Origin of the sequence: Lentzea sp. NPDC004782 (assembly GCF_040609115.1) — a bacterium.
Taxonomy (GTDB): Bacteria; Actinomycetota; Actinomycetes; order Mycobacteriales; family Pseudonocardiaceae; genus Lentzea.
Map to the genome: position 1 here is coordinate 1 of NZ_JBEXJN010000017.1, position 19,358 is coordinate 19,358.

At 67.5% G+C, this 19,358-nt stretch carries 16 protein-coding genes; 7 read left to right on the top strand and 9 right to left on the bottom strand.

The window, feature by feature from the left end:
• Positions 1 to 129: 129 nt before the first annotated feature.
• The 5 genes from ABZV40_RS17710 to tig all read right to left on the bottom strand — a co-directional run bounded on the left by ABZV40_RS17710 (position 130) and on the right by tig (position 5,164).
• Positions 130 to 708 carry an alpha/beta fold hydrolase gene (locus ABZV40_RS17710; RefSeq protein ID WP_355442019.1) on the bottom strand — a complete coding sequence of 193 codons (579 nt, stop codon included), beginning with the start codon at positions 706 to 708 and terminating at the stop codon, positions 130 to 132.
• A 72-nt stretch (positions 709 to 780) separates the two neighbouring features.
• Complete coding sequence (gene clpX, locus ABZV40_RS17715) at positions 781 to 2,061, bottom strand: ATP-dependent Clp protease ATP-binding subunit ClpX (protein WP_355442022.1); 1,281 nt, start codon at positions 2,059 to 2,061, stop codon at positions 781 to 783.
• Positions 2,062 to 2,394: 333 nt separating this feature from the next.
• Positions 2,395 to 3,024, bottom strand: a complete 630-nt coding sequence (locus ABZV40_RS17720; RefSeq protein ID WP_030468157.1) for an ATP-dependent Clp protease proteolytic subunit — start codon at positions 3,022 to 3,024, stop codon at positions 2,395 to 2,397.
• A 19-nt stretch (positions 3,025 to 3,043) separates the two neighbouring features.
• Entirely contained in the window at positions 3,044 to 3,628 is a 585-nt protein-coding gene (locus tag ABZV40_RS17725) for an ATP-dependent Clp protease proteolytic subunit (RefSeq protein ID WP_189258933.1), read from the bottom strand.
• A gap of 186 nt (positions 3,629 to 3,814) precedes the next feature.
• Positions 3,815 to 5,164, bottom strand: coding sequence for a trigger factor (gene tig / locus ABZV40_RS17730; RefSeq protein WP_355442025.1), 1,350 nt, complete (start codon positions 5,162 to 5,164; stop codon positions 3,815 to 3,817).
• Positions 5,165 to 5,737: 573 nt separating this feature from the next.
• Between tig and ABZV40_RS17735 the strand changes: the two genes are divergently transcribed.
• A complete protein-coding gene (locus ABZV40_RS17735) occupies positions 5,738 to 6,637 on the top strand; it encodes a LysR family transcriptional regulator (RefSeq protein WP_355442028.1) in 900 nt (299 codons plus the stop codon).
• A 76-nt stretch (positions 6,638 to 6,713) separates the two neighbouring features.
• Here the strand turns inward: ABZV40_RS17735 and ABZV40_RS17740 are convergent, their stop codons facing one another.
• Positions 6,714 to 7,697, bottom strand: a complete 984-nt coding sequence (locus ABZV40_RS17740) for a LacI family DNA-binding transcriptional regulator (RefSeq protein ID WP_355442030.1) — start codon at positions 7,695 to 7,697, stop codon at positions 6,714 to 6,716.
• Positions 7,698 to 7,816: 119 nt separating this feature from the next.
• Here ABZV40_RS17740 and ABZV40_RS17745 point away from each other — a divergent pair, with 119 nt between their 5' ends.
• The 6 genes from ABZV40_RS17745 to ABZV40_RS17770 all read left to right on the top strand — a co-directional run bounded on the left by ABZV40_RS17745 (position 7,817) and on the right by ABZV40_RS17770 (position 15,203).
• Positions 7,817 to 9,082 carry a sugar ABC transporter substrate-binding protein gene (locus tag ABZV40_RS17745; RefSeq protein WP_355442033.1) on the top strand — a complete coding sequence of 422 codons (1,266 nt, stop codon included), beginning with the start codon at positions 7,817 to 7,819 and terminating at the stop codon, positions 9,080 to 9,082.
• Positions 9,079 to 9,948 carry a sugar ABC transporter permease gene (locus ABZV40_RS17750; protein ID WP_355442036.1) on the top strand — a complete coding sequence of 290 codons (870 nt, stop codon included), beginning with the start codon at positions 9,079 to 9,081 and terminating at the stop codon, positions 9,946 to 9,948. The genes ABZV40_RS17745 and ABZV40_RS17750 overlap by 4 nt, the downstream gene beginning before the upstream one ends.
• Entirely contained in the window at positions 9,945 to 10,751 is an 807-nt protein-coding gene (locus ABZV40_RS17755; protein WP_355442039.1) for a carbohydrate ABC transporter permease, read from the top strand. Before ABZV40_RS17750 ends, ABZV40_RS17755 begins: the two co-directional genes overlap by 4 nt.
• A gap of 4 nt (positions 10,752 to 10,755) precedes the next feature.
• Positions 10,756 to 11,874: a cellulase family glycosylhydrolase gene (locus tag ABZV40_RS17760; RefSeq protein WP_355442042.1), complete on the top strand. Its 1,119-nt coding sequence runs from the start codon at positions 10,756 to 10,758 to the stop codon at positions 11,872 to 11,874.
• Between the two features lie 4 nt (positions 11,875 to 11,878).
• Positions 11,879 to 14,788, top strand: a complete 2,910-nt coding sequence (locus ABZV40_RS17765) for a glycoside hydrolase family 38 C-terminal domain-containing protein (RefSeq protein ID WP_355442045.1) — start codon at positions 11,879 to 11,881, stop codon at positions 14,786 to 14,788.
• Positions 14,789 to 15,026: 238 nt separating this feature from the next.
• Positions 15,027 to 15,203 (top strand): hypothetical protein, encoded by a 177-nt coding sequence (locus tag ABZV40_RS17770; protein WP_158102606.1) that lies wholly within the window; start codon positions 15,027 to 15,029, stop codon positions 15,201 to 15,203.
• Positions 15,204 to 15,329: 126 nt separating this feature from the next.
• Here ABZV40_RS17770 and ABZV40_RS17775 read toward each other — a convergent pair whose 3' ends face one another.
• From ABZV40_RS17775 to ABZV40_RS17785, 3 genes are read right to left on the bottom strand one after another with little or no spacing between them, the layout of a single operon-like run.
• Positions 15,330 to 16,283: an ABC transporter substrate-binding protein gene (locus ABZV40_RS17775; RefSeq protein ID WP_355442048.1), complete on the bottom strand. Its 954-nt coding sequence runs from the start codon at positions 16,281 to 16,283 to the stop codon at positions 15,330 to 15,332.
• Positions 16,284 to 16,295: 12 nt separating this feature from the next.
• The gene (locus ABZV40_RS17780) at positions 16,296 to 18,236 is read right to left on the bottom strand and encodes an ABC transporter permease subunit (protein ID WP_355442051.1); all 1,941 of its coding nucleotides are present in this window, start codon (positions 18,234 to 18,236) and stop codon (positions 16,296 to 16,298) included.
• A 1-nt stretch (position 18,237) separates the two neighbouring features.
• On the bottom strand, positions 18,238 to 19,155 hold the full coding sequence (locus ABZV40_RS17785; protein WP_355442054.1) for a betaine/proline/choline family ABC transporter ATP-binding protein: 918 nt from the start codon (positions 19,153 to 19,155) through the stop codon (positions 18,238 to 18,240).
• Between the last annotated feature and the right edge of the window lie 203 nt (positions 19,156 to 19,358).

Consider the following 19,358-nt stretch of genomic DNA (forward strand, 5'->3'; position numbering starts at 1 on the left):
TGTCCGCAACTCGCCGTCTGGTGTGGTGGATGACGGGCGCCTTCATCCACACCAGGTGGAGGAAGGCGCCCTTCATCCACGTAACTGACCGGCAGGCGGGTTACGGGGACAAGACCGCCGGCAAGCCGCTTAGCGCGGTGAGAGCGGCGCCGTCTTCGACCGCACCCACTTCAGCACCGACGGCCACTCCCCGTAGCCCGCGTCGGTGTTGATGTGCGCCGCACCCGGCAGCACGTCGACCTCGATCCGCAACGCCTCGGCCAGCTGCTTGGACTCCTGCATCGAGCAGTACGGGTCGCCCTCGCCCACGACGAGGCGGGTGTCGGTGGCGGCGCGGCGCAGGCCGGCGGGGTCGAGCGGGGCCGGGAAGAACGACTTGATGGCCGGCTCGGGGTAGTTCAGGGCGGGCGGGGCCACGAGCAGCACGCGGTCCACGTGGCCGATGTCCTGGCGGGCGGCGTGGTGCAGCCACAGGTAGCAGCCGAGCGAGTGGGCGAGGACGACCCGTTCGCGGTCCTTCGGCGCCGCTTCGAGGTGGGTGTCGAGCTCACGCAGCCACGTGGTCAGGTCGGGCTGGTCCGGGTCGCTGAAGTGCGGCATGTCCGCGAGGCCGCCGTGCTCGGAGACCGTGCGGGCGAGCCAGCTCTGCCAGTGGTCGGGGCCGGAGCCGGTCCAGCCGTGGAGGATGAGCACGTGAGGCAGCGACATGTCTCCACCTTAGAACGCCGAAAGGGCGCCGGTGTGATCACCGGCGCCCTTCCGGAACAGCTCGCGAGCACGCTACGCCGACTTCTCCCGCCGTTCCCGGCGCGAGGGCTGCCGGGCCACGATCGTCGGGTTCACGTTCTCCTTCACCGTCTGCTCGGTGATCACGACCTTGGCGACGTCCGTGCGGCTCGGGATGTCGTACATCACCGGGAGCAGGACCTCTTCCATGATCGCGCGCAAGCCCCGGGCACCGGTTCCGCGCAGGATCGCCTGGTCGGCGACCGCTTCGAGCGCGGTCTTGGTGAACTCCAGCTCCACGCCGTCCATCTCGAAGAGCTTCTGGTACTGCTTGACCAGCGCGTTCTTCGGCTCGGTGAGGATCTGCACCAGGGACGGCTTGTCGAGGTTCGTGACGGAGGCGACCATCGGCAGACGCCCGATGAACTCGGGGATCAGGCCGAACTTGATCAGGTCCTCCGGCATGGAGTCGGCGAAGTAGTCCGCCGCGTCCACCTCGGCCTTGCTCCGCACCTCGGCACCGAAGCCCAGGCCGCGCTTGCCCACGCGGTCCTGAATGATCTTCTCCAGGCCCGCGAAGGCGCCGGCCACGATGAACAGCACGTTCGTCGTGTCGATCTGGATGAACTCCTGGTGCGGGTGCTTGCGGCCGCCCTGCGGGGGCACCGACGCCGTCGTGCCCTCCAGGATCTTGAGCAGCGCCTGCTGGACGCCCTCACCGGACACGTCGCGCGTGATCGACGGGTTTTCACTCTTTCGAGCGATCTTGTCGACCTCGTCGATGTAGATGATGCCCGTCTCGGCGCGCTTCACGTCGTAGTCGGCGGCCTGGATGAGCTTCAGGAGGATGTTCTCGACGTCCTCACCGACGTACCCGGCCTCCGTCAGCGCGGTCGCGTCGGCGATGGCGAACGGCACGTTCAGCATCTTCGCGAGTGTCTGCGCGAGGTAGGTCTTGCCGCAGCCCGTGGGGCCCAGCATCAGGATGTTCGACTTCGCGAGCTCGACGCCGTCGTCCCGACCCTCGCGCCCGCGGTCGCCCGCCTGGATGCGCTTGTAGTGGTTGTAGACGGCGACCGAGAGGGTCCGCTTCGCCTCGGACTGGCCGATGACGTACTGGTCGAGGAACTCGTGGATCTCGGCGGGCTTCGGCAGCTCGTCGAGCTTCACGTCGCCGGCTTCCGCCAGCTCCTCCTCGATGATCTCGTTGCAGAGATCGATGCACTCATCGCAGATGTAGACGCCGGGGCCGGCGATGAGTTTCTTCACCTGCTTCTGGCTCTTTCCGCAGAAAGAGCACTTCAGCAAGTCGCCGCCGTCACCGATACGCGCCATGACCGCTGACCTATGTCCCCTCCGGCGCACACCTGCTGTAGTGCGCCTGCTGACTTGCTGTGGCAGTCCCACTGGCTGTGGGTGCTGAGCCCGTTCTCCTGACGGTACCTGGCCTACCCCGTTTCAGGGGAGGACCAGCGTCCCCCCGACGCGCCGATCAGGCCAGTTAACCGGTCACATCGGCGTGTCGGGTGGGCGGCTGATGCCCACGGCATGGGGTTTCCCAAGCCGTGGGCAGCGACCCGGGGTCTGGGGTGTCCCCCAGACGAACACCGGGCCGTGGGGGCGAGGCGAGCGCTCTTCGCGAGCACGCCTCACCCCCTCCACCGAACGTCAAGACTTGGCAGAGAGCTTGCGGTAGGGCAGGACGGAGTCGACGATGCCGTACTCCTTGGCCTCGTCGGCCGTGAGGATCCGGTCGCGCTCGATGCTCTCGCGGACCTCCTCTGCCGTCCGGTTCGTGTGCCGCGCGAGGGTGGACTCCATCAGGCGGCGCACGCGCTGGATCTCGTTCGACTGGATCTCCAGGTCGGACACCTGACCGTACGCGCCCTCCATCGAAGGCTGGTGGATCAGGATTCGCGCGTTCGGCAGCGCGTGGCGCTTGCCGGGCGTGCCGGCGGCCAGCAGCACCGCGGCGGCCGAGGCGGCCTGGCCGAGGCAGTACGTCTGGATGTCCGGGCGCACGAACTGCATGGTGTCGTAGATGGCCATCAGCGAGGTGAACGAGCCACCCGGCGAGTTGATGTACATCAGGATGTCGCGGTCCGGGTCCTCGGACTCGAGCACCAGCAGCTGCGCCATGACGTCGTTGGCCGAGGCGTCGTCAACCTGCACGCCGAGGAAGATGATGCGCTCCTCGAACAGCTTGTTGTACGGGTTCGACTCCTTCATGCCGTAGCTGGTGCGCTCGACGAACGAGGGCAGCACGTACCGCGACTGAGGCATGTGGAACTGGCTCACTTCGAGATCTCCTCAGCTTCTAGTTGCCCGAACGCACCGACTGGGGGCGGGTGACGACCTTGTCGACAAAGCCGTACTCCAGCGCCTCCTGCGCGGTGAACCAGCGGTCGCGGTCCGAGTCCTGGATGATCCGCTCGACCGGCTGGCCGGTGTGCTCGGCGATGAGCTCCGCCATCTCGCGCTTGGTGCGCGTCAGCATGTCCGCCTGGATCGCGATGTCCGCGGCCGTACCGCCGACACCGGCCGACGGCTGGTGCATGAGGATGCGCGCGTGCGGGAGCGCGTGGCGCTTGCCGGGGGCACCCGCGGAGAGCAGGAACTGCCCCATCGAGGCCGCGAGACCCATGGCGTACGTGGCCACGTCCGGCTCGATGAGCTGCATCGTGTCGTAGATGGCCATACCCGCCGTGACGGAGCCACCCGGCGAGTTGATGTAGAGGGTGATGTCCTTCTCGGGGTCCTCAGCGGCCAGCAGCAGCAGCTGAGCGGTGATCTGGTTGGCGATGCCCTCTTCGACCTGCGATCCCAGGACGATGATCCGCTCGCGGAGCAGCCGCTCGTACACCGAGTCGTTGAGGTTCATCCCGGCGGTGGCCGACCGCATCTCGGGGGTCGGGAAGGAGTGCTGCGTCACGTCTGCCTGCCTAACTCCAGGTGGAACGAATCTGGATGCGAAAACTCTCTGCGACCGACCTTAACGAAGGCGGGCGGCGTCAGATGCCCGACACCGCCCGCGTTCGCTCTAGGCAGTATTTTCGGCGCTCACCCGCTGGCGGGAGAGCAGCCTGGATCACTCGCCCGCGTTGTCCTCATCGGACTTGGTCTCACCGAAGAGCTCGTCGAGGTCCAGCTTCTGGCCGGACGTGTCGCTCACCGAAGCCTGGCGCACGACGCTCGCGAGCGCCTTGCCGCGGCGGACGTCGGCGAAGATCGCGCCGAGCTGTCCCGACTGCTGGGCGCGCTTGACGTACTCGTCGGGGCTGATGCCGAAGCGCTGGGCCTGGTAGATGATCCGCTCGGTCAGCTCGCCGTCGGACACCGTGACCTGCTCGGCGTCGGCGATCGAGTCGAGCACCAGCTGCGTCTTGACGGCCTGCTCGGCGGCCTTGCGCAGCTCGGCGTCGAACTCCTCCTCGGTCTGACCCTGCTCGGTCAGCCACTCGGCGAACTTGGCCTCGTCGTGGTCGAACGCGTGCACGGCGTCGTGCTTGCGGGCGTCGATCTCGCCCTGGACGATGCCCTCGGGCAGCGGGACCTCGGTGGTCTCCAGCAGCGCCTCGAGGACCTTGTCGCGGGCCTGGACGCCCTGCTGCATCTTCTTGACCCGGCCCAGGCGGGTGCGCAGGTCTTCCTTGAGCTCGTCGAGCGTGTCGAACTCGCTGGCGAGCTGCGCGAACTCGTCGTCGAGCTCGGGGAGCTGACGCTCCTTGACGGTGTTCAGCACGACGGTGACCTCGGCCTCGCGGCCCTGGTGCTCGCCGGCGACCAGCGTGGTGTTGAACGTCTTGGTCTCACCCTCGGACGCGCCGACGAGAGCCTCGTCGATGCCCTCGACGAGCTGACCGGAGCCGATCTCGTAGGACAGGCCGCTGGTGCGCGCCTCCTCGACCTCCTCGCCGTCGACCGTGGCGGACAGGTCGACGATGACGAAGTCACCGGTCTCCGCCGGGCGGCTGACGCCGGTCAGGGTGCCGAAGCGGGCGCGGAGCTCGTCGAGCTGCGTGGTCACGTCCTCGTCGGTGACCTCCTGCTCGTCGACCGTGACCTCCAGCTCGCCGAACGCGGGCACGGTGATCTCGGGACGAACGTCGACCTCGGCGGTGAACTCGAGCGTCTCGCCGTCCTCGATCTTGGTCACCTCGAAGTCGGGGCGGCCGAGCGTGCGCACCTCACCGGCGGACACCGCCTCCAGGTACTTCGCCGGGATGGCCTCCTGGATGACCTCGTCCAGGACCGGGGCGCGGCCGATGCGGCTCTCCAGCACCTTGGCCGGGGCCTTGCCCGGACGGAAACCGGGGATGCGAACCTGCTTCGCGAGCTTCCGGTACGCCTGGTCGAAGTTCGACTTGAGCTCGTCGAACGGCACCTCGACGTTGATCCGGACCCTCGTCGGGCTCAGGTGCTCGACGGTGCTCTTCAACGTGGACTCCTCGTAACGAACAAGAACGTGCAGACAGCCGGTACCGCCTCAGCAGGCGCCCGGATTCCCAGCGAGTCTAGGCGAGAGCCGCGCTGTGACCGCCGCCACCCCGTCCTCCACAACCGAACGGGACCGTCGGACCTGCCCGGTTTCGCCCGGGCGGGACGGCCGGTCCGCGGTCCCCCACGCGTTCTCCGACGGCCAGGCGCAGCAGGGTCGTCACCGTCGACAACCGCGATGGCGACGCGCCTCCCGTGAGCCTGACGGCTCGGACACCCGAGCCTGCCGCGTCTTCACGGAACCGGCCACCCCCTCCGCACGACAGCGTTCTTGTTCGCGCGGCGAAAGGCTTCACGGAAAAGAGTCGTTCAACTACGGCCCGTCAAACCGGTCTTCACAATTTCACTCTTTCGGCCGCAACCACGATTCCCGACCGATCAAGATGACTCCGTTAGCACTAATCACCCGCGCGCGGGTGACAGGTAGCGTTGCTACGCCCGCACCATGCGTAACAGGACCACGGGAACGAACGAGAAAAAGTCGTCGCACCGTTTTACTCCGAGGATCCGCCTGATGGAGACACGCCAGCTTCTCGCGTTCACAACCGTGGTACAGACCGGCAGCTTCACCAAGGCCGCAGCCACGCTCAATTGCTCGCAGCCGACCATCACCACCCGCATCAAGGCCCTGGAGGAGGCCCTCGGGGTCGTCCTTTTCCGCCGCCTCCCGCGCGGTATCCAGATGACGTCCGCGGGCGTAGAACTGCTCCCGTTCGCACGAAACATCATCAACCTCACCGAAAAGGCCCGAAAAGCCATAACGATGAACGGGGAGCCGCACGGCAAACTCGTCATCGGCTCCGCACAGAGTTTGACCGACTACCGTCTGCTACCGCTCATCGAATACATGTGCTGGCGCTACCCGTCCGTCCAACTGTCGCTGCACTCGCGCAACACCCTGAACAACCTGAACTCGGTCCGCGACGGTGCCCTCGACTGCGCCTTCTTCATCGGCGCCATCGAACCCCGCGAGGGCCTCGAAACCACCGTCCTGTGCCCCGAGCCCCTCGTCATGGTCGCGGGCCCGAACCACGTGCTCACCCAACGCCAGTCCCTCACCGAGGACGACCTGACGAGCAGCACCCTGATCCGGGCCGAGAACGGCGCCTCCTACCACGAGCTCTTCGAAAACTCCCTCGGCTTCGACGACACCCGCGCCCCGGTCCTGGAGCTCGACTCCGTGGACGCCGCCAAACGCGCAGTCGCCGCAGGCCTCGGCATCGCCCTCATGCCGGAGGTCACCGTCGCCAACGAACTCGCCGACGGCAGGTTGGTCCGCTTGCCCTGGTCCCCGACTTTCCGCGTCTACACGCAGTTCGGCTGGCGCCAGGACAACTCGACGAACCCGGCGGTAACGGCCCTCGTCTCCGCCGCGGCCCAGGTGGTGAGCGACCAGGTCGCCTCCCTGACCTGACCCCGTGCGGCCCCGTGGGGTGGTCCCGCAGCGAGCCTACGACTCGTGACGGGACCACCCCACACACCGCGAGCACCTACGCAACCGGCCCCGTACTCCCCCGAACCACCAACTCGGGCAAGACGTCCTCGACGTCCACCGGCGCGGCCCCCTCCAACACCGCCAGCAAGGCCCGAGCCGCCCGTGCCCCGAACGCGAACGTGTCCCGGGACAACGCGGTCAGCCGCCCGTGCTGGCACAGCACCGAGTCGTCCCAAGCCACGATCGACAACTCCGAAGGCACCGAAACCCCCAGCGAAGCCGCCACCTCGGCCCCCGCCACCGCCATGACGTCGTTGTCGTAAACGATCGCGGTGGGCACCGCATCGGAACCCAGCAACTCCCGAGTGGCGGCAGCCCCGGACTCGGCCGTGTAGTCCCCGGCCACGATCACACCGTCCACAACGGACGAAACGAACGCGGCATCCCGGCGCACGGTGTGCAACAACGACGACAACCCGGTCACCCGAGCAATCCGCCGATGCCCCAACGACTTCAGGTATTCCACCACGGAAGTCATGGCCGCGTGGTCGTCGGCCCACACCGAAGCCAGCGACCCGTGATGCCCGGCCCCGCCCACGACCACCGCCGGCAGCCCGAGCGAGGACATCAGCTCGACCCGAGGATCCGACACCAGCAGATCCACGAGGAACACGCCGTCGACCCGGTGCTCGGCCCACCACCGCCGGTAGAGCTCGATCTCCTCGGCCCGCGACCCCACCACCTGCAGCAGCAACGCCGACGACATCTCGGACTGCATCCCGGCGATCAGCTGGAAGAAGAACGCCTCGTCCCCCAGCGCTCGCGGCGGCCGCACCAGCACCAGCCCCACCGCGTCGGCCGAGGCGGACGACAATGCGCGGGCCGTGACCGAAGGCCGGTAGCCGAGGGTCGACGCCACCTCCAGCACACGGGCTCGGGTCGCCTCGGAGACCCCGGACCGGCCGTTCAGGGCGAGCGACACCGCCCCCTTCGACACCCCGGCCGCGGCCGCGATGTCCTTGATGGTCGGCCTCTTCACTCAACGCCCTTCCCGCAACGGCAACCGCGTCCTGTCCGGAACAGGACAACAAGACGTCCGGAGGCTAGCCGCAGGTAAACCGGTTTAGCTAGGGTCCGCGACCAAGGAGGTGGGTGTCAATGAAGAGGCGCACGTTCCTCGCGGGCCTGGTGGCCCTCCCCGTCGCGGGGTCCGCAGCGGGCTGCGGTCTGTCGGGCGGCACCGCGAGCAACTCGTCCGCGAGCGGGCAGGTCACCGGCGAGATCACGTTCCAGACGTGGTCGCTCAAGCCCAAGTACACCGACTACGTCAACGGCGTCATCGACGCGTTCCAGAAGCAGCACCAGGGCACCTCGGTGAAGTGGGTCGACCAGCCCGCGGACGGGTACCTGGCCAAGGTCATGGCCGACGCGAGCGCGGGCAGCCTGCCCGACGTCATCAACGTGCCGCCCGACCTCAGCTTCCCGCTCGCCAAGGCAGGTCAGCTCGTCGACCTCGACCAGGCGCTCGAGGAGGCCGAGCCCGAGTACCTCGGCAACGCCTGGCAGGCGTTCGAGATCCCCGGCAAGGGCGGCTGCTACGGCTTCCCCTGGTACCTCAACACCGGGCCGATCTTCTACAACAAGGCGCTCTTCCAGCAGGCGGGCCTCGACCCGAACAAGCCGCCGACGAACTTCAAGGAGCTGGAGGAGCAGGCGCTCAAGCTCGCCGAGAAGAAGATCGCGATGCTCGGCCAGACCCCGAGCATCGCGGACTTCGGGCTCTACGGCGTGAAGGTGTTCGACAACGACAAGTTCACCTTCAACGAGCCCAAGGGCGTCGAGTTCGTCGAGAGCTACAAACGGATGTACGACGCGGGCGCGCTCATCCCCGAGGCGCTCACGCAGAACTACACCGGCGCCGGCGCGAAGTTCATGGCGCAGCAGACCGCGCTCAACCCCGGCAGCGCCTACGACCTCGGCAAGTTCAAGACCGACGCACCGAGCCTCTACGCGAACATCGGCATCGCCAAGCCCATCACGAACACGGGCAGCGCCAACATGTTCCTGCACGGCGTGAGCGTGCCGAAGAGCAGCAAGAACCAGGCGACGGCACTGGCGTTCGGCCGGTTCGTCACCAACGCCGAGAACCAGGTGAAGTTCGCCAAGCTCGCCTCGATCTTCCCGAGCACCTCCAAGGGCGGCGACGACCCGTACTTCACCACCGAGGACGGCACCGACGAGGCACGCGTGCGCGTCGCGGCGGCCAAGCAGCTCAAGACCGCGGTGAACTACACGCCGGTGCAGTTCAGCGACCAGATGCGCGAAGCCCTGCTGCAGCAGCTGGCCGACGCCATGCTCGGCAAGAAGTCGCCGAAGCAGGCCCTCGACGACGCCGTCGCCGAGTGCAACAGGCTCCTCAAGTGACTCACCGGCCCTACACGCCGTGGCTGTTCCTGTTGCCAGGACTGGCCGTCTGCCTGATGTTCACGATCTTCCCGTTCCTGAACATGGTCGTGCTCTCGTTCACCGACGCGAGCGCGCTCGGCGGCGGCCAGTTCACCGGTGTGGACAACTTCGTGCGCATGGCCGGTGACCCGAAGTTCTGGGTGGCCGCGCGCAACAGCCTGCTCTACATGGTGTGCGTCGTGCCGCCACTGGTGCTGTTGCCGTTGCTGATCGCGATGCTGGCGCGGGAGGTGGTGCCGGGCATCGGGATCTTCCGCACGGCGTTCTTCACGCCCGTCATCGCGTCCGCGGTCGTGGTCGGGCTCATCTGGACGTGGCTGCTGGACAGCCGCGGCCTGGTGAACAGCGTCGTGGAAGCGTTGGGCGGCACCAGGATTCCGTTCCTGACCGACTCCACCCTGCTGCTCTTCAGCTCGATGCTCGTGACGGTCTGGCGCGGGCTCGGCTACTACATGGTGATCTACCTGGCCGCGCTCGCGAACGTGCCGAAGGAACTGCACGAGGCCGCGATGGTCGACGGCGCGGGACCGGTGCGCCGCTTCTGGTCCGTCACCGTGCCCGCACTCCGGCCGACGATGGTGCTCATCGCGGCGCTGAGCGCGGTCAACGGGTTCCGCGTGTTCTCCGAGATCTACCTGCTGTCGGGCGGCACCGGCGGACCGGGCGGGGCGAGCACCACGATGGTGATGCTCATCCAGTCGGTCGGCCGCGGCCTCACCGGCGAGGTCGGGTACGCCTCGGCGCTGAGCCTCGTGCTGTTCGTGATCCTGCTGGGACTGCTGCTGATCACCCTCAAGCTCAACCGCAGGGAGGACCAGCTGTGAAGCTCGCCCTCCGCTACCTGGGACTCCTGAGCATCCTCGCGATCAGCATCGGGCCGTTCCTGTGGCAGTTCGCCACCAGCATCAAGGGGCCGGACGAGGACGTCTTCGTCCCCGACTTCATCCCGGACGACCCCACGTTCAGCAACTACGCGGCCGTCGCCGACGTCGTACCGGTCTGGACGTTCGCGCTCAACTCGCTCGGCGTGGCGAGCGTCAACGTCGTCGCCAACTGCCTGGGCGCGGCGATGGCCGGTTATGCCCTGGCACGGCTCAGGTTCCGCGGCCGCAAGCTCGCGGCCGTGATCTTCGCCGGCAGCATCCTGGTGCCGTTCGAGGCCATTCTCATCTCGCTGTTCCTGGTGATGCGCGGACTCGGGCTCACCGACACGCTCACCGGCGTCGTGCTGCCCGGCTCGATCGCCGCGCTCAACGTCCTGCTGCTGCGCAACGCCTTCCTCGCGCTCCCCGCCGAGGTCGAGGAGGCCGCGGTCATCGACGGCGCCAACGCGTGGCAGCGGTTCACCCGCCTCGCGCTGCCGTCGGTGAAGGGCACGCTGGTCGTGGTGGCGCTGTTCTCGTTCATGTTCAGCTGGGACGACTTCCTCTGGCCGCTCGTGGTGCTCAGCGACCAGGAGAAGTACACGCTCACGATCGGCCTGGCCTACCTCCAGGGCACGTTCGTGCAGAACCAGCGGCTGGTGGCGGCGGGCACGATCATCGCCGTCCTCCCGCTGATCCTGCTGTTCCTGTTGCTGCAGAAGCACTTCTTCCGCGGAGTCGGAGAAGGCGCGATCAAGGGATGACCAAGTGCGTTTCGGTGTGAACTACACCCCGTCGACCGGCTGGTTCCACCACTGGCTCGACTTCGCCATCGACGACGTCAAAGCCGACTTCGAGTCCATCGCCGGGCTGGGCCTCGACCACGTGCGGGTCTTCCCGCTGTGGCCGGTGTTCCAGCCCAACCGCGGCCTCGTCCGGCCGAAGGCCGTCGAGCAGCTCGCCCAGCTGCTCGACGCGGCCCGCGAGACCGGCCTGGACGTGCAGGTCGACGTGCTGCAGGGCCACCTGTCGAGCTTCGACTTCTACCCGTCGTGGGTGCAGACCTGGCACCGGCGCAACATCTTCACCGACCCCGACGTGATCAGCGGCCAGAAGCTCTACCTCCGCACGCTGGCCGAGGCGCTGCGGGACAAGCCGAACTTCCTCGGCTTCACCCTGGGCAACGAGGTCAACCTGCTCACCGAGTCGAACCCGTGCACACCCCGGCAGGCCGGTGAGTGGCTCGACGCCCTCCTCACCGAGTGCGCCGCGGCCGCACCGCACCACGCGCACGTGCACTCGGAGTACGACGCCGTCTGGTACGAGAGCGAGCACGAGTTCCTGCCCGAGCACGCGGCGAACAAGGGCGCGATGACCACTGTGCACTCGTGGGTCTTCAACGGCACGGCACAGCGCTACGGACCGCTCTCCCCCGAGAGCGTCCATCACGCCGAGTACCTCGTCGAACTGGCCAAGGCGCACGCGAAGGACCCGAACCGGCCGGTGTGGCTGCAGGAGGTCGGTGCCGCCCAGCCGGAGATCAGCGCCGAGCAGGCCCCGCAGTTCGCCGAGCAAACGCTTGCGAACGTGCTGACCTGCTCGAACCTGTGGGGCGTCACGTGGTGGTGCTCGCACGACGTCGACCGTGCGCTGGTGGACTTCCCCGAACGCGAGTACGAGTTGGGCCTGTTGACGACGGACCGCGAGGTCAAACCGCTCGGGGAGGCGATCGCCAGGATCGTGCGCGAGGCAACACCCGCACCGGCCGAGCGCACCCCGGTCGAGCTGCACGGGGACCGGCCCTCGTGGGGACCGGGCGGAGCTTTCTTCGAAGAGTGGATGACCCTCGCACGCGACGGCGTGCGGGCCTCGATCGAACTGGGGTGACCAAGTGCACGACGAACGCGCGCTGCTGGAAGAGCGACTCAACCGCACGCTGAAGGAACGCATCCGCCCGGCGATCTACGGCGAGACCGCGCCGCTGGACCTGGCCGTGTGGCACGTGCCGGACGAGCCGGTCCCGGTCGCCGAAGCGATCGAAGCCACCTACGAACCGGCGAGCGTCGGCGACGCCTGGGGCGCGCCGTGGAGCACCAGCTGGTTCCGGCTCACCGGCGAAGTCCCCCAGGCGTGGCAGGGCAGGCAGGTCGAGGTCGTGCTGGATCTCGGCTTCACCCATCCCGGCCCCGGCTTCCAGTCCGAGGGCCTCGCGTACACGGCGAACGGTGTGCCCGTCAAAGGCATCGAACCGCGCAACACCTACCTGCCCGTCGATGGCGAAAAGGTCCACTACTACCTGGAAGCCGCCGGCAACCCGACGATCCTCGACTTCCACCCGTTCCTGCCGACCCCGCTGGGCGACAAGGAAACGGCGGGCACCGAACCGCTGTACCGGATCGTCAAGGCCGAACTCGCGGTGTTCCAGCCGCAGGTCTGGCACCTGATGCTCGACATCGAGGTGCTCCAGGGCCTGATGAAGGAGCTGCCGGACCACGACCCGCGCCGGCACAAGATCCTGCACGCGCTCGACCGGGCGATGGACGCGCTCGACCTCAACGACGTCGCCGCCACCGCCGACCTGGCCCGCGAAGAGCTCGTCGGAGTGCTCTCGTTGCCCGCCACGGCCTCCGCGCACAAGGTCTCCGCGATCGGCCACGCGCACATCGACTCCGCCTGGCTGTGGCCGCTGCGCGAAACCGTCCGCAAGTGCGCACGCACGTTCTCCAACGTCACCAGGCTGATGGACGCCTATCCGGACTTCTACTTCGCGTGCTCGCAGGCGCAGCAGTACGCGTGGATGAAGGACCACCACCCGCACGTCTGGGACCGGATCCGCGAGAAGGTCCGAAGTGGACAGTTCGTGCCGGTCGGCGGCATGTGGGTCGAGTCGGACACGAACATGCCCGGCGGCGAGGCGATGGCCCGCCAGCTCGTGCACGGCAAGCGCTTCTTCCTGGACCACTTCGGCGTGGAGACCGAGGAGGTCTGGCTGCCGGACTCGTTCGGCTACAGCGCCGCACTCCCCCAGCTGATCAAGCTGAGCGGCTCGCGCTGGTTCCTCACCCAGAAGCTGTCGTGGAACCAGATCAACCGGTTCCCGCACCACACGTTCTGGTGGGAGGGCATCGACGGCACCCGGATCTTCACGCACTTCCCTCCGGTCGACACCTACAACTCGTCGCTGAGCGGCGAGGAGCTGGCACGGGCGTCCCGCCAGTTCGCCGAGCACGCCAAGGCCTCCCGGTCGCTGGTCCCGTTCGGCTACGGCGACGGCGGTGGCGGCCCCACCCGCGAGATGATGGAGACCGCGCACCGCGTCGCGGACCTCGAAGGCTCGCCGACGGTGAAGGTCGAACCGCCGCGCGACTTCTTCCAGGCCGCGCAGGACGAGTACCCGGACGCACCGGTGTGGGCGGGTGAGCTGTACCTGGAGAAGCACCGCGCCACCTACACCACCCAGGCCAAGACCAAGCAGGGCAACCGCCGCGGCGAACACCTGCTGCGCGAGGCCGAGCACTGGGCCACCGCGGCAGCGCTCCACGGCCACGACTACCCCTACGACGAGCTCGACCGGTTGTGGAAGACCGTGCTGCTGCACCAGTTCCACGACATCCTGCCGGGCAGCTCGATCGCCTGGGTGCACCGCGAGGCCGAAGCCACCTACGCGAAGGTCGCCACCGAACTGAAGGCCATCACCGCGAAGGCCATCGACGCGATCAAGGGCGACGGCGAGGACGAGCTGACGTTCGACGTCCTCGGCGGCGACGCACCACAACCGTTCGTGGCGCCGGAAAACGGCGTGCTCGACAACGGACGGTTGCGCGTCATCGTCGACGAGGACGGCATCGTGCTGTCCGTACTGGACCTGGAGAACGACCGCGAGGTCCTGCCGCCGCACGGGTTCGCCGGCCTGCCGCAGCTGCACCGCGACAACCCGAACCAGTGGGACGCCTGGGACATCGATCCGTTCTACCGCAACTGGAAGGCAGACCTGATCCCGTCCGAGCGCGTCGACGTGCAGGACGGTGTCGTCGTGCGGGCGACGTTCGGCGACTCACAGCTCACCCAGACCATCCGGCTGCGCCAGGGCGCCAAGCAGGTCGACTTCGACACCGAGGTCGACTGGCAGGAACGCGAGAAGCTGCTCAAGATCGCCTTCCCGCTCGACCTGCGCGCCGAGGTCTCCACGGCCGAGACCCAGTTCGGCCACCTGCACCGCCCCGTGCACACCAACACCTCGTGGGAGGCCGCGAAGTTCGAGATCTGCGCCCACCGCTTCCTGCACGTCGGCGAACCCGGCTACGGCGTCGCGGTGGTCAACGACTCCACCTACGGCCACGAGGTCACCCGCACGACCCGCGAGGACGGCGGCACCACCACGACCGTCCGGCTGTCGCTGCTGCGCGCGCCGAGGTTCCCCGACCCGGAGACCGACCAGGGCGAACACCGCTTCCGGTACGCCCTCGTGGTCGGTGCGGGCATCCCGGAGGCCATCGACGCCGGGTACCGCATCAACCTGCCGCCGCGGACCGTCCGCGGGTCCACCGCACCGCAACCGCTGGTGCGCACCGACAACCCGGCGGTGCGGGTCGAGGCCGTGAAACTGGCCGACGACCGGTCAGGTGACGTCGTCGTCCGGCTCTACGAGGCCCACGGCGGCCGTGCCCGCGCGTCCGTCCGCCCGTCCTTCTCCTACCGGGGCATCCAGGAGACGGACCTGCTGGAACGGCCCCTGGCCGACGCGTCGGAGGAGCTCGTGCTGCGCCCGTTCCAGGTGATCACCCTGCGGTTCACGCGGTAGGCCGATCGACGCGAATCGGGGCGAGGCAACCGGCCGACGACGGCTTCGACGCGGCCTAGGGGCGCGGGGCAAGGCTACGTTCAAGGTCGCCGCCAACCTGAGGTACCGGCACGACGGTGCGACCGGATGCCGGAGTAAGGGGTCTCGCGGCCCAGCCTTAGGTGATCTTCCGATGCCCGGGGCCACCCCTCAGCAGCACTCTCATCCTCGTCGGAAAACGAACTGAGGAGTGAGTCAGATGGAGTGGACGCCCGAGGCGATCAAGGCGGAGATGGACTACCGGCAGGCTGCCCTGCGGGAGGACGCCCGCCGCGTCCAGGAGTTCTACCGCAACGGCGGCAAGCCGCGGTCGTGGTGGCACCGCATGACGCATCGGCACGAGCCTGAGGTCCCCAACGGACAACAGGCTGCGTGATGCCGGGGGTAGTCGTAGGGGTGGTTCCTCTCGTCCAGGAACCACCCCTACGACCGTTCAGCCCACAAGCCCTGACGAAGCCTTACGAGACCCCTTACAAGCCCTTGCTGGGCCTTACCGGCTGACTCAGGCCTTGGCCGTCCACGCCTTGATCTTGTCGGCGTTGGCCTCGACCCACTTCTTGGCCGCGTCCTCCGGCTTCATCTTGTCCTCGGCGATGTACTTCGCCACGGTGTTCTGGTCCTGGTTGGTCCACTTGAAGTTCTTGACCAGGTTGTACGCCGGGCCGTTCGCGTCGGCGAACTTCTTGGACACGATCTTGTCGAGGTCGTAGTCCGGGTAGTCGCAGGCGACCTTCTCCGCGTCGGCGTCACAGCCCGCCTTGTACTCGGGCAGCTTCACCTTCTCCAGCTTGACCTCGTTGAGCAGCCACTGCGGCGAGTAGAAGTAGCCGATGACCCACTTCTTGTCCTTCTCCGCCTGGCGGAAGGCCTGGATCAACGCGGTCTCACTGCCGCCGTAGACGACCTTGTAGTTGAGGTTCAGGTTCTTCACCAGAGCCTCGTCGTTGGTCACGAACGACGGGTCGCCGTCGAGCAGCTGGCCCTTGTCGCCGGACTCGGACGTCTTGAACTGGTCCGCGTACTTGTTGAGGTTGTTCCAGTCCAGGATGTCGGGGTGCTCCTTGGCGAGCCACGGCGGCACGTACCAGCCGATCTGCCCCTTCACGCCCGTCGAGCCCGCGCTCACCGCGGTCTTCTGCTCGTCGATGTACTTCTTGCGCAGGTCGTCGTGGCCCCAGTTCTCGACGACGGCGTCGACCTCACCGGTGCCGAAGCCCTGCCAGGCCACCTCTTCCTTGAGCTCCTTCTTGGTGACCTTGCACTTGAGCTCCTTCTCGGCCACGTACGCGAGCACCGCCGCGTTCGCCTCGTAACCGACCCACGGGTTGACCGCGAGGTTGAACGTGCCGCAGTCGCCGGCCGCACCCGATGAAGAGTCGCCGACCTTGGCGCCACCGCAACCGGCCAGCGCAAGCGCTCCCACGAGCACTGCTCCCAGCACGCTGTGCCTTGCCACTTCCACAACCTCCTAGTTGGTCCACCGCTTGGCGGCCGCCTGGGTGAGGCGGTCGAGCATCACGCCCAGCACGACGATCGCCACGCCGGCCGCGAGCCCCTTGCCGTACAGATTGCTCTGCGAGAAACCGGCCACCACGTCGTAGCCGAGCGCACCGGCGCCCACGAGGCCGCCGACGACGACCATCGAGAGCACGTAGATCAGCCCCTGGTTGGCGGCGAGCGTCAACGCTCCGCGCGCCATCGGCAGCTGCACCTTCACGATCGTCTGCCACGAGCTGGACCCCAGCGCCGTGGACGCCTCCACCGTCGCGGGCGAGACGGCCCGCACACCGTCCGCGATGATCTTGATGGCGACCGGCGCCGCGAACACCACGGCCGCGATGATCGCCGTGAACCTGGTGGCGGCGAACAGCGCGAGGAACGGCACCAGGTACACGAACGCCGGCATGACCTGACCCGCGTCGAGGATCGGCCGGATGAGCCGATCCGCCCGCCTGCTGCGCCCCATCCACACGCCGACCACGACACCGAGGACCATCACCATGATCGTGGCGACCAGAGTGGACGCCAGCGTGATCATCGAGTCCTGCCACAGACCGGTCGCGACCAGCAGACCGACGCACACGGCGGACACGATCGCGGACCGGGCACCACCGATCAGGAACGACAGCACGACGATCACCAGCGCCACCAGGAACCACGGCGACTCGGCCAGCAGCGCCTGCAGCGGGTTGATCAACGCGAACGTGACGAAATCCTTGAAACCACCGGTGATGAACGGCAGCGAGTCCTGCGCCCACTCCGTCACGGAGGTCGCGCCCTTGCGGATCGAGCTGCCGAACTCCACGTCCGCCGGGAACTCCGCCGCCCACAGGTAGGTGTAGGAGAAGTAGACGGTGACGGCGGTGACGCCGAGACCACCGAACAACGCCCAGCGCGGCAGCGTGCGCCGTTCGGTCGCGGCGGTGGTCACGCGGTCCAGCACGATCGCCAGCACCACGATCGCCAGACCGGCGTTGAACGCCGTGCCGACGTCGAGCGTCTGCAACGCCTTCACGACCGTCTTGCCCAGACCCGGCGCGTCGATCAGCGCGGCGATCGTCACCATCGACAGAGCAGCCATGATCGTCTGGTTGACGCCGAGCACGATGGTCTTGCGCGCGGACGGCAGCAGCACCTTGACCAGCGTCTGCCCGCGCGTCGCGCCGAGCGACTCCGACGCCTCGACGGTGTTGTGCGGCACCGAGCGGATCGCGTGCGCGGTGATCCGGATCGCCGGCGGCGCGGCGTAGACGAGCGTCGCGATCGTGGCCGACGCCGGGCCGATCAGGAAGAACAACGTCAGCGGTGCCAGGTAGACGAACGTCGGCATGGTCTGCATGAAGTCGAGCACCGGCTGCATGACCCGGTTGGCCCGATCGGACAGTCCGGCCCAGATGCCCAGCGGAATGCCGAACAGCAACGAGATCACGACCGCGGCCAGCGTCAGCGAGAGCGTGTCCATGCTCTCCTGCCACAGACCCTGCAACCCCAGGGACACGAAGCCCGCGACGGCCAGCAACGCGACCCGCCACCCGGCGACCACGAGACTGACGAAACCCGCGATCCCGACCACGCCGAGCCAGCCGATCACCGGCACCGGCCGGCCGAACGACGGCTGCGCGATCAACGCCTGCACGAACGTCACGAACTCGTCGATGACGAGCCGGATCTCGTTGAAGAAGTACAGGAACACCGGGTTCGAGTTCCTGGACGCGCCGACCGCGTCGTTGACGCTGTTGATCCACCGGTGCAGCGGGGTCAGCTCGGACGCGTCCAGCGGCAACGTCCCGAAGTTGCGCAGCACCAGCCACAGCACGAGCCAGGCGAGCACGATCCCGCCGACCACGAGCGCCTGCTTGTACCGATGCCACAGTCGAGGCAGCTGCCGCGGGGCGGCGACGGCGACCATCTCACGCCTCCCCGGCGACGACCCCGAGGATCTCCTCGTCCGCCACCACGCCGAGCAGTTCGCCGTCCCGCACGACCTTCACCGGCTTGTCGGCGCTGAGCACGCTGCGCACGGCCTCGCGCACCACGGTCTCCGGCGAGAGCTCCGGACCGTCCAGCTCGTCGTCGGGACGCGGCGGCCGCATGATCCACTTCAACGTCAGCACGTGCGAACGCGGCACGTCCTTCACGAAGTCGCGCACGTAGTCGTCCGCGGGCGCGCCGACCAGCTCGTCACCGGTGCCGACCTGCACGACCTGGCCGTCACGCATGATCAGGATCCGGTCGCCCAGCTTGAGCGCCTCGCTCAGGTCGTGGGTGATGAAGACCATCGTCTTGCCGACCTCGCGGTGCAGCCTGATGACCTCGGACTGCATGTCGCGGCGGATCAACGGGTCGAGCGCCGAGAAAGGTTCATCGAAGAACAAAACATCCGGATCACCGGCGAGCGCACGAGCAAGGCCGACGCGCTGTTGCATACCGCCGGACAGCTGATCCGGATAGGACTTCTCGTAGCCCGTCAGACCTACAAGATCGATCACTTCCTGCGACCGCTCTCCACGTTTCGCCCGCGGTACCCCGCGGATTTCCAACCCGTAACCGACGTTGTCCGCGACGGTCCGGTGCGGCAGCAACCCGAAGTGCTGGAACACCATGGAGAACTTGTTCCTGCGCAGGTCGCGCAGACGTTTGGCGTCCGCCGCGAGAATGTTCTCGCCTTCGAACACGATCGTGCCCGAGGTCGGTTCCACCAACCTCGTCAGACAACGGACCAGTGTGGACTTGCCGGAGCCGGACAGGCCCATGACCACGAACATCTCACCCGGAGCAACCTCGAAGTCCACTCCGCGCACAGCGGCGACCGAACCAGTGCGGTCCATCAGCTCCGACCGTGACAACGATTTCAGCTCGCTCGATGCCACCACTTGAGACGCGTTGGGACCGAACACCTTCCACAGGTCCCTGACCGAAATCACGGGATCCACGCCAAACCACTCCGAACCTGTTGCGGAACTCTTGCGGGCTGTTGCGGACTGCGCACAACGTTTCTCGATGCGCGACAGCATCGACCCTCGCACGGATA

Coding starts and splice junctions, on each gene's coding strand:
- ABZV40_RS17785 (WP_355442054.1), bottom strand. CDS start 19,155: ATGGACCGCACTGGTTCGGTCGCCGCTGTGCGCGGAGTGGACTTCGAG.
- ABZV40_RS17735 (WP_355442028.1), top strand. CDS start 5,738: ATGGAGACACGCCAGCTTCTCGCGTTCACAACCGTGGTACAGACCGGC.
- clpX (WP_355442022.1), bottom strand. CDS start 2,061: ATGGCGCGTATCGGTGACGGCGGCGACTTGCTGAAGTGCTCTTTCTGC.
- ABZV40_RS17710 (WP_355442019.1), bottom strand. CDS start 708: ATGTCGCTGCCTCACGTGCTCATCCTCCACGGCTGGACCGGCTCCGGC.
- ABZV40_RS17745 (WP_355442033.1), top strand. CDS start 7,817: ATGAAGAGGCGCACGTTCCTCGCGGGCCTGGTGGCCCTCCCCGTCGCG.
- ABZV40_RS17770 (WP_158102606.1), top strand. CDS start 15,027: ATGGAGTGGACGCCCGAGGCGATCAAGGCGGAGATGGACTACCGGCAG.
- ABZV40_RS17725 (WP_189258933.1), bottom strand. CDS start 3,628: ATGCGGTCGGCCACCGCCGGGATGAACCTCAACGACTCGGTGTACGAG.
- ABZV40_RS17780 (WP_355442051.1), bottom strand. CDS start 18,236: ATGGTCGCCGTCGCCGCCCCGCGGCAGCTGCCTCGACTGTGGCATCGG.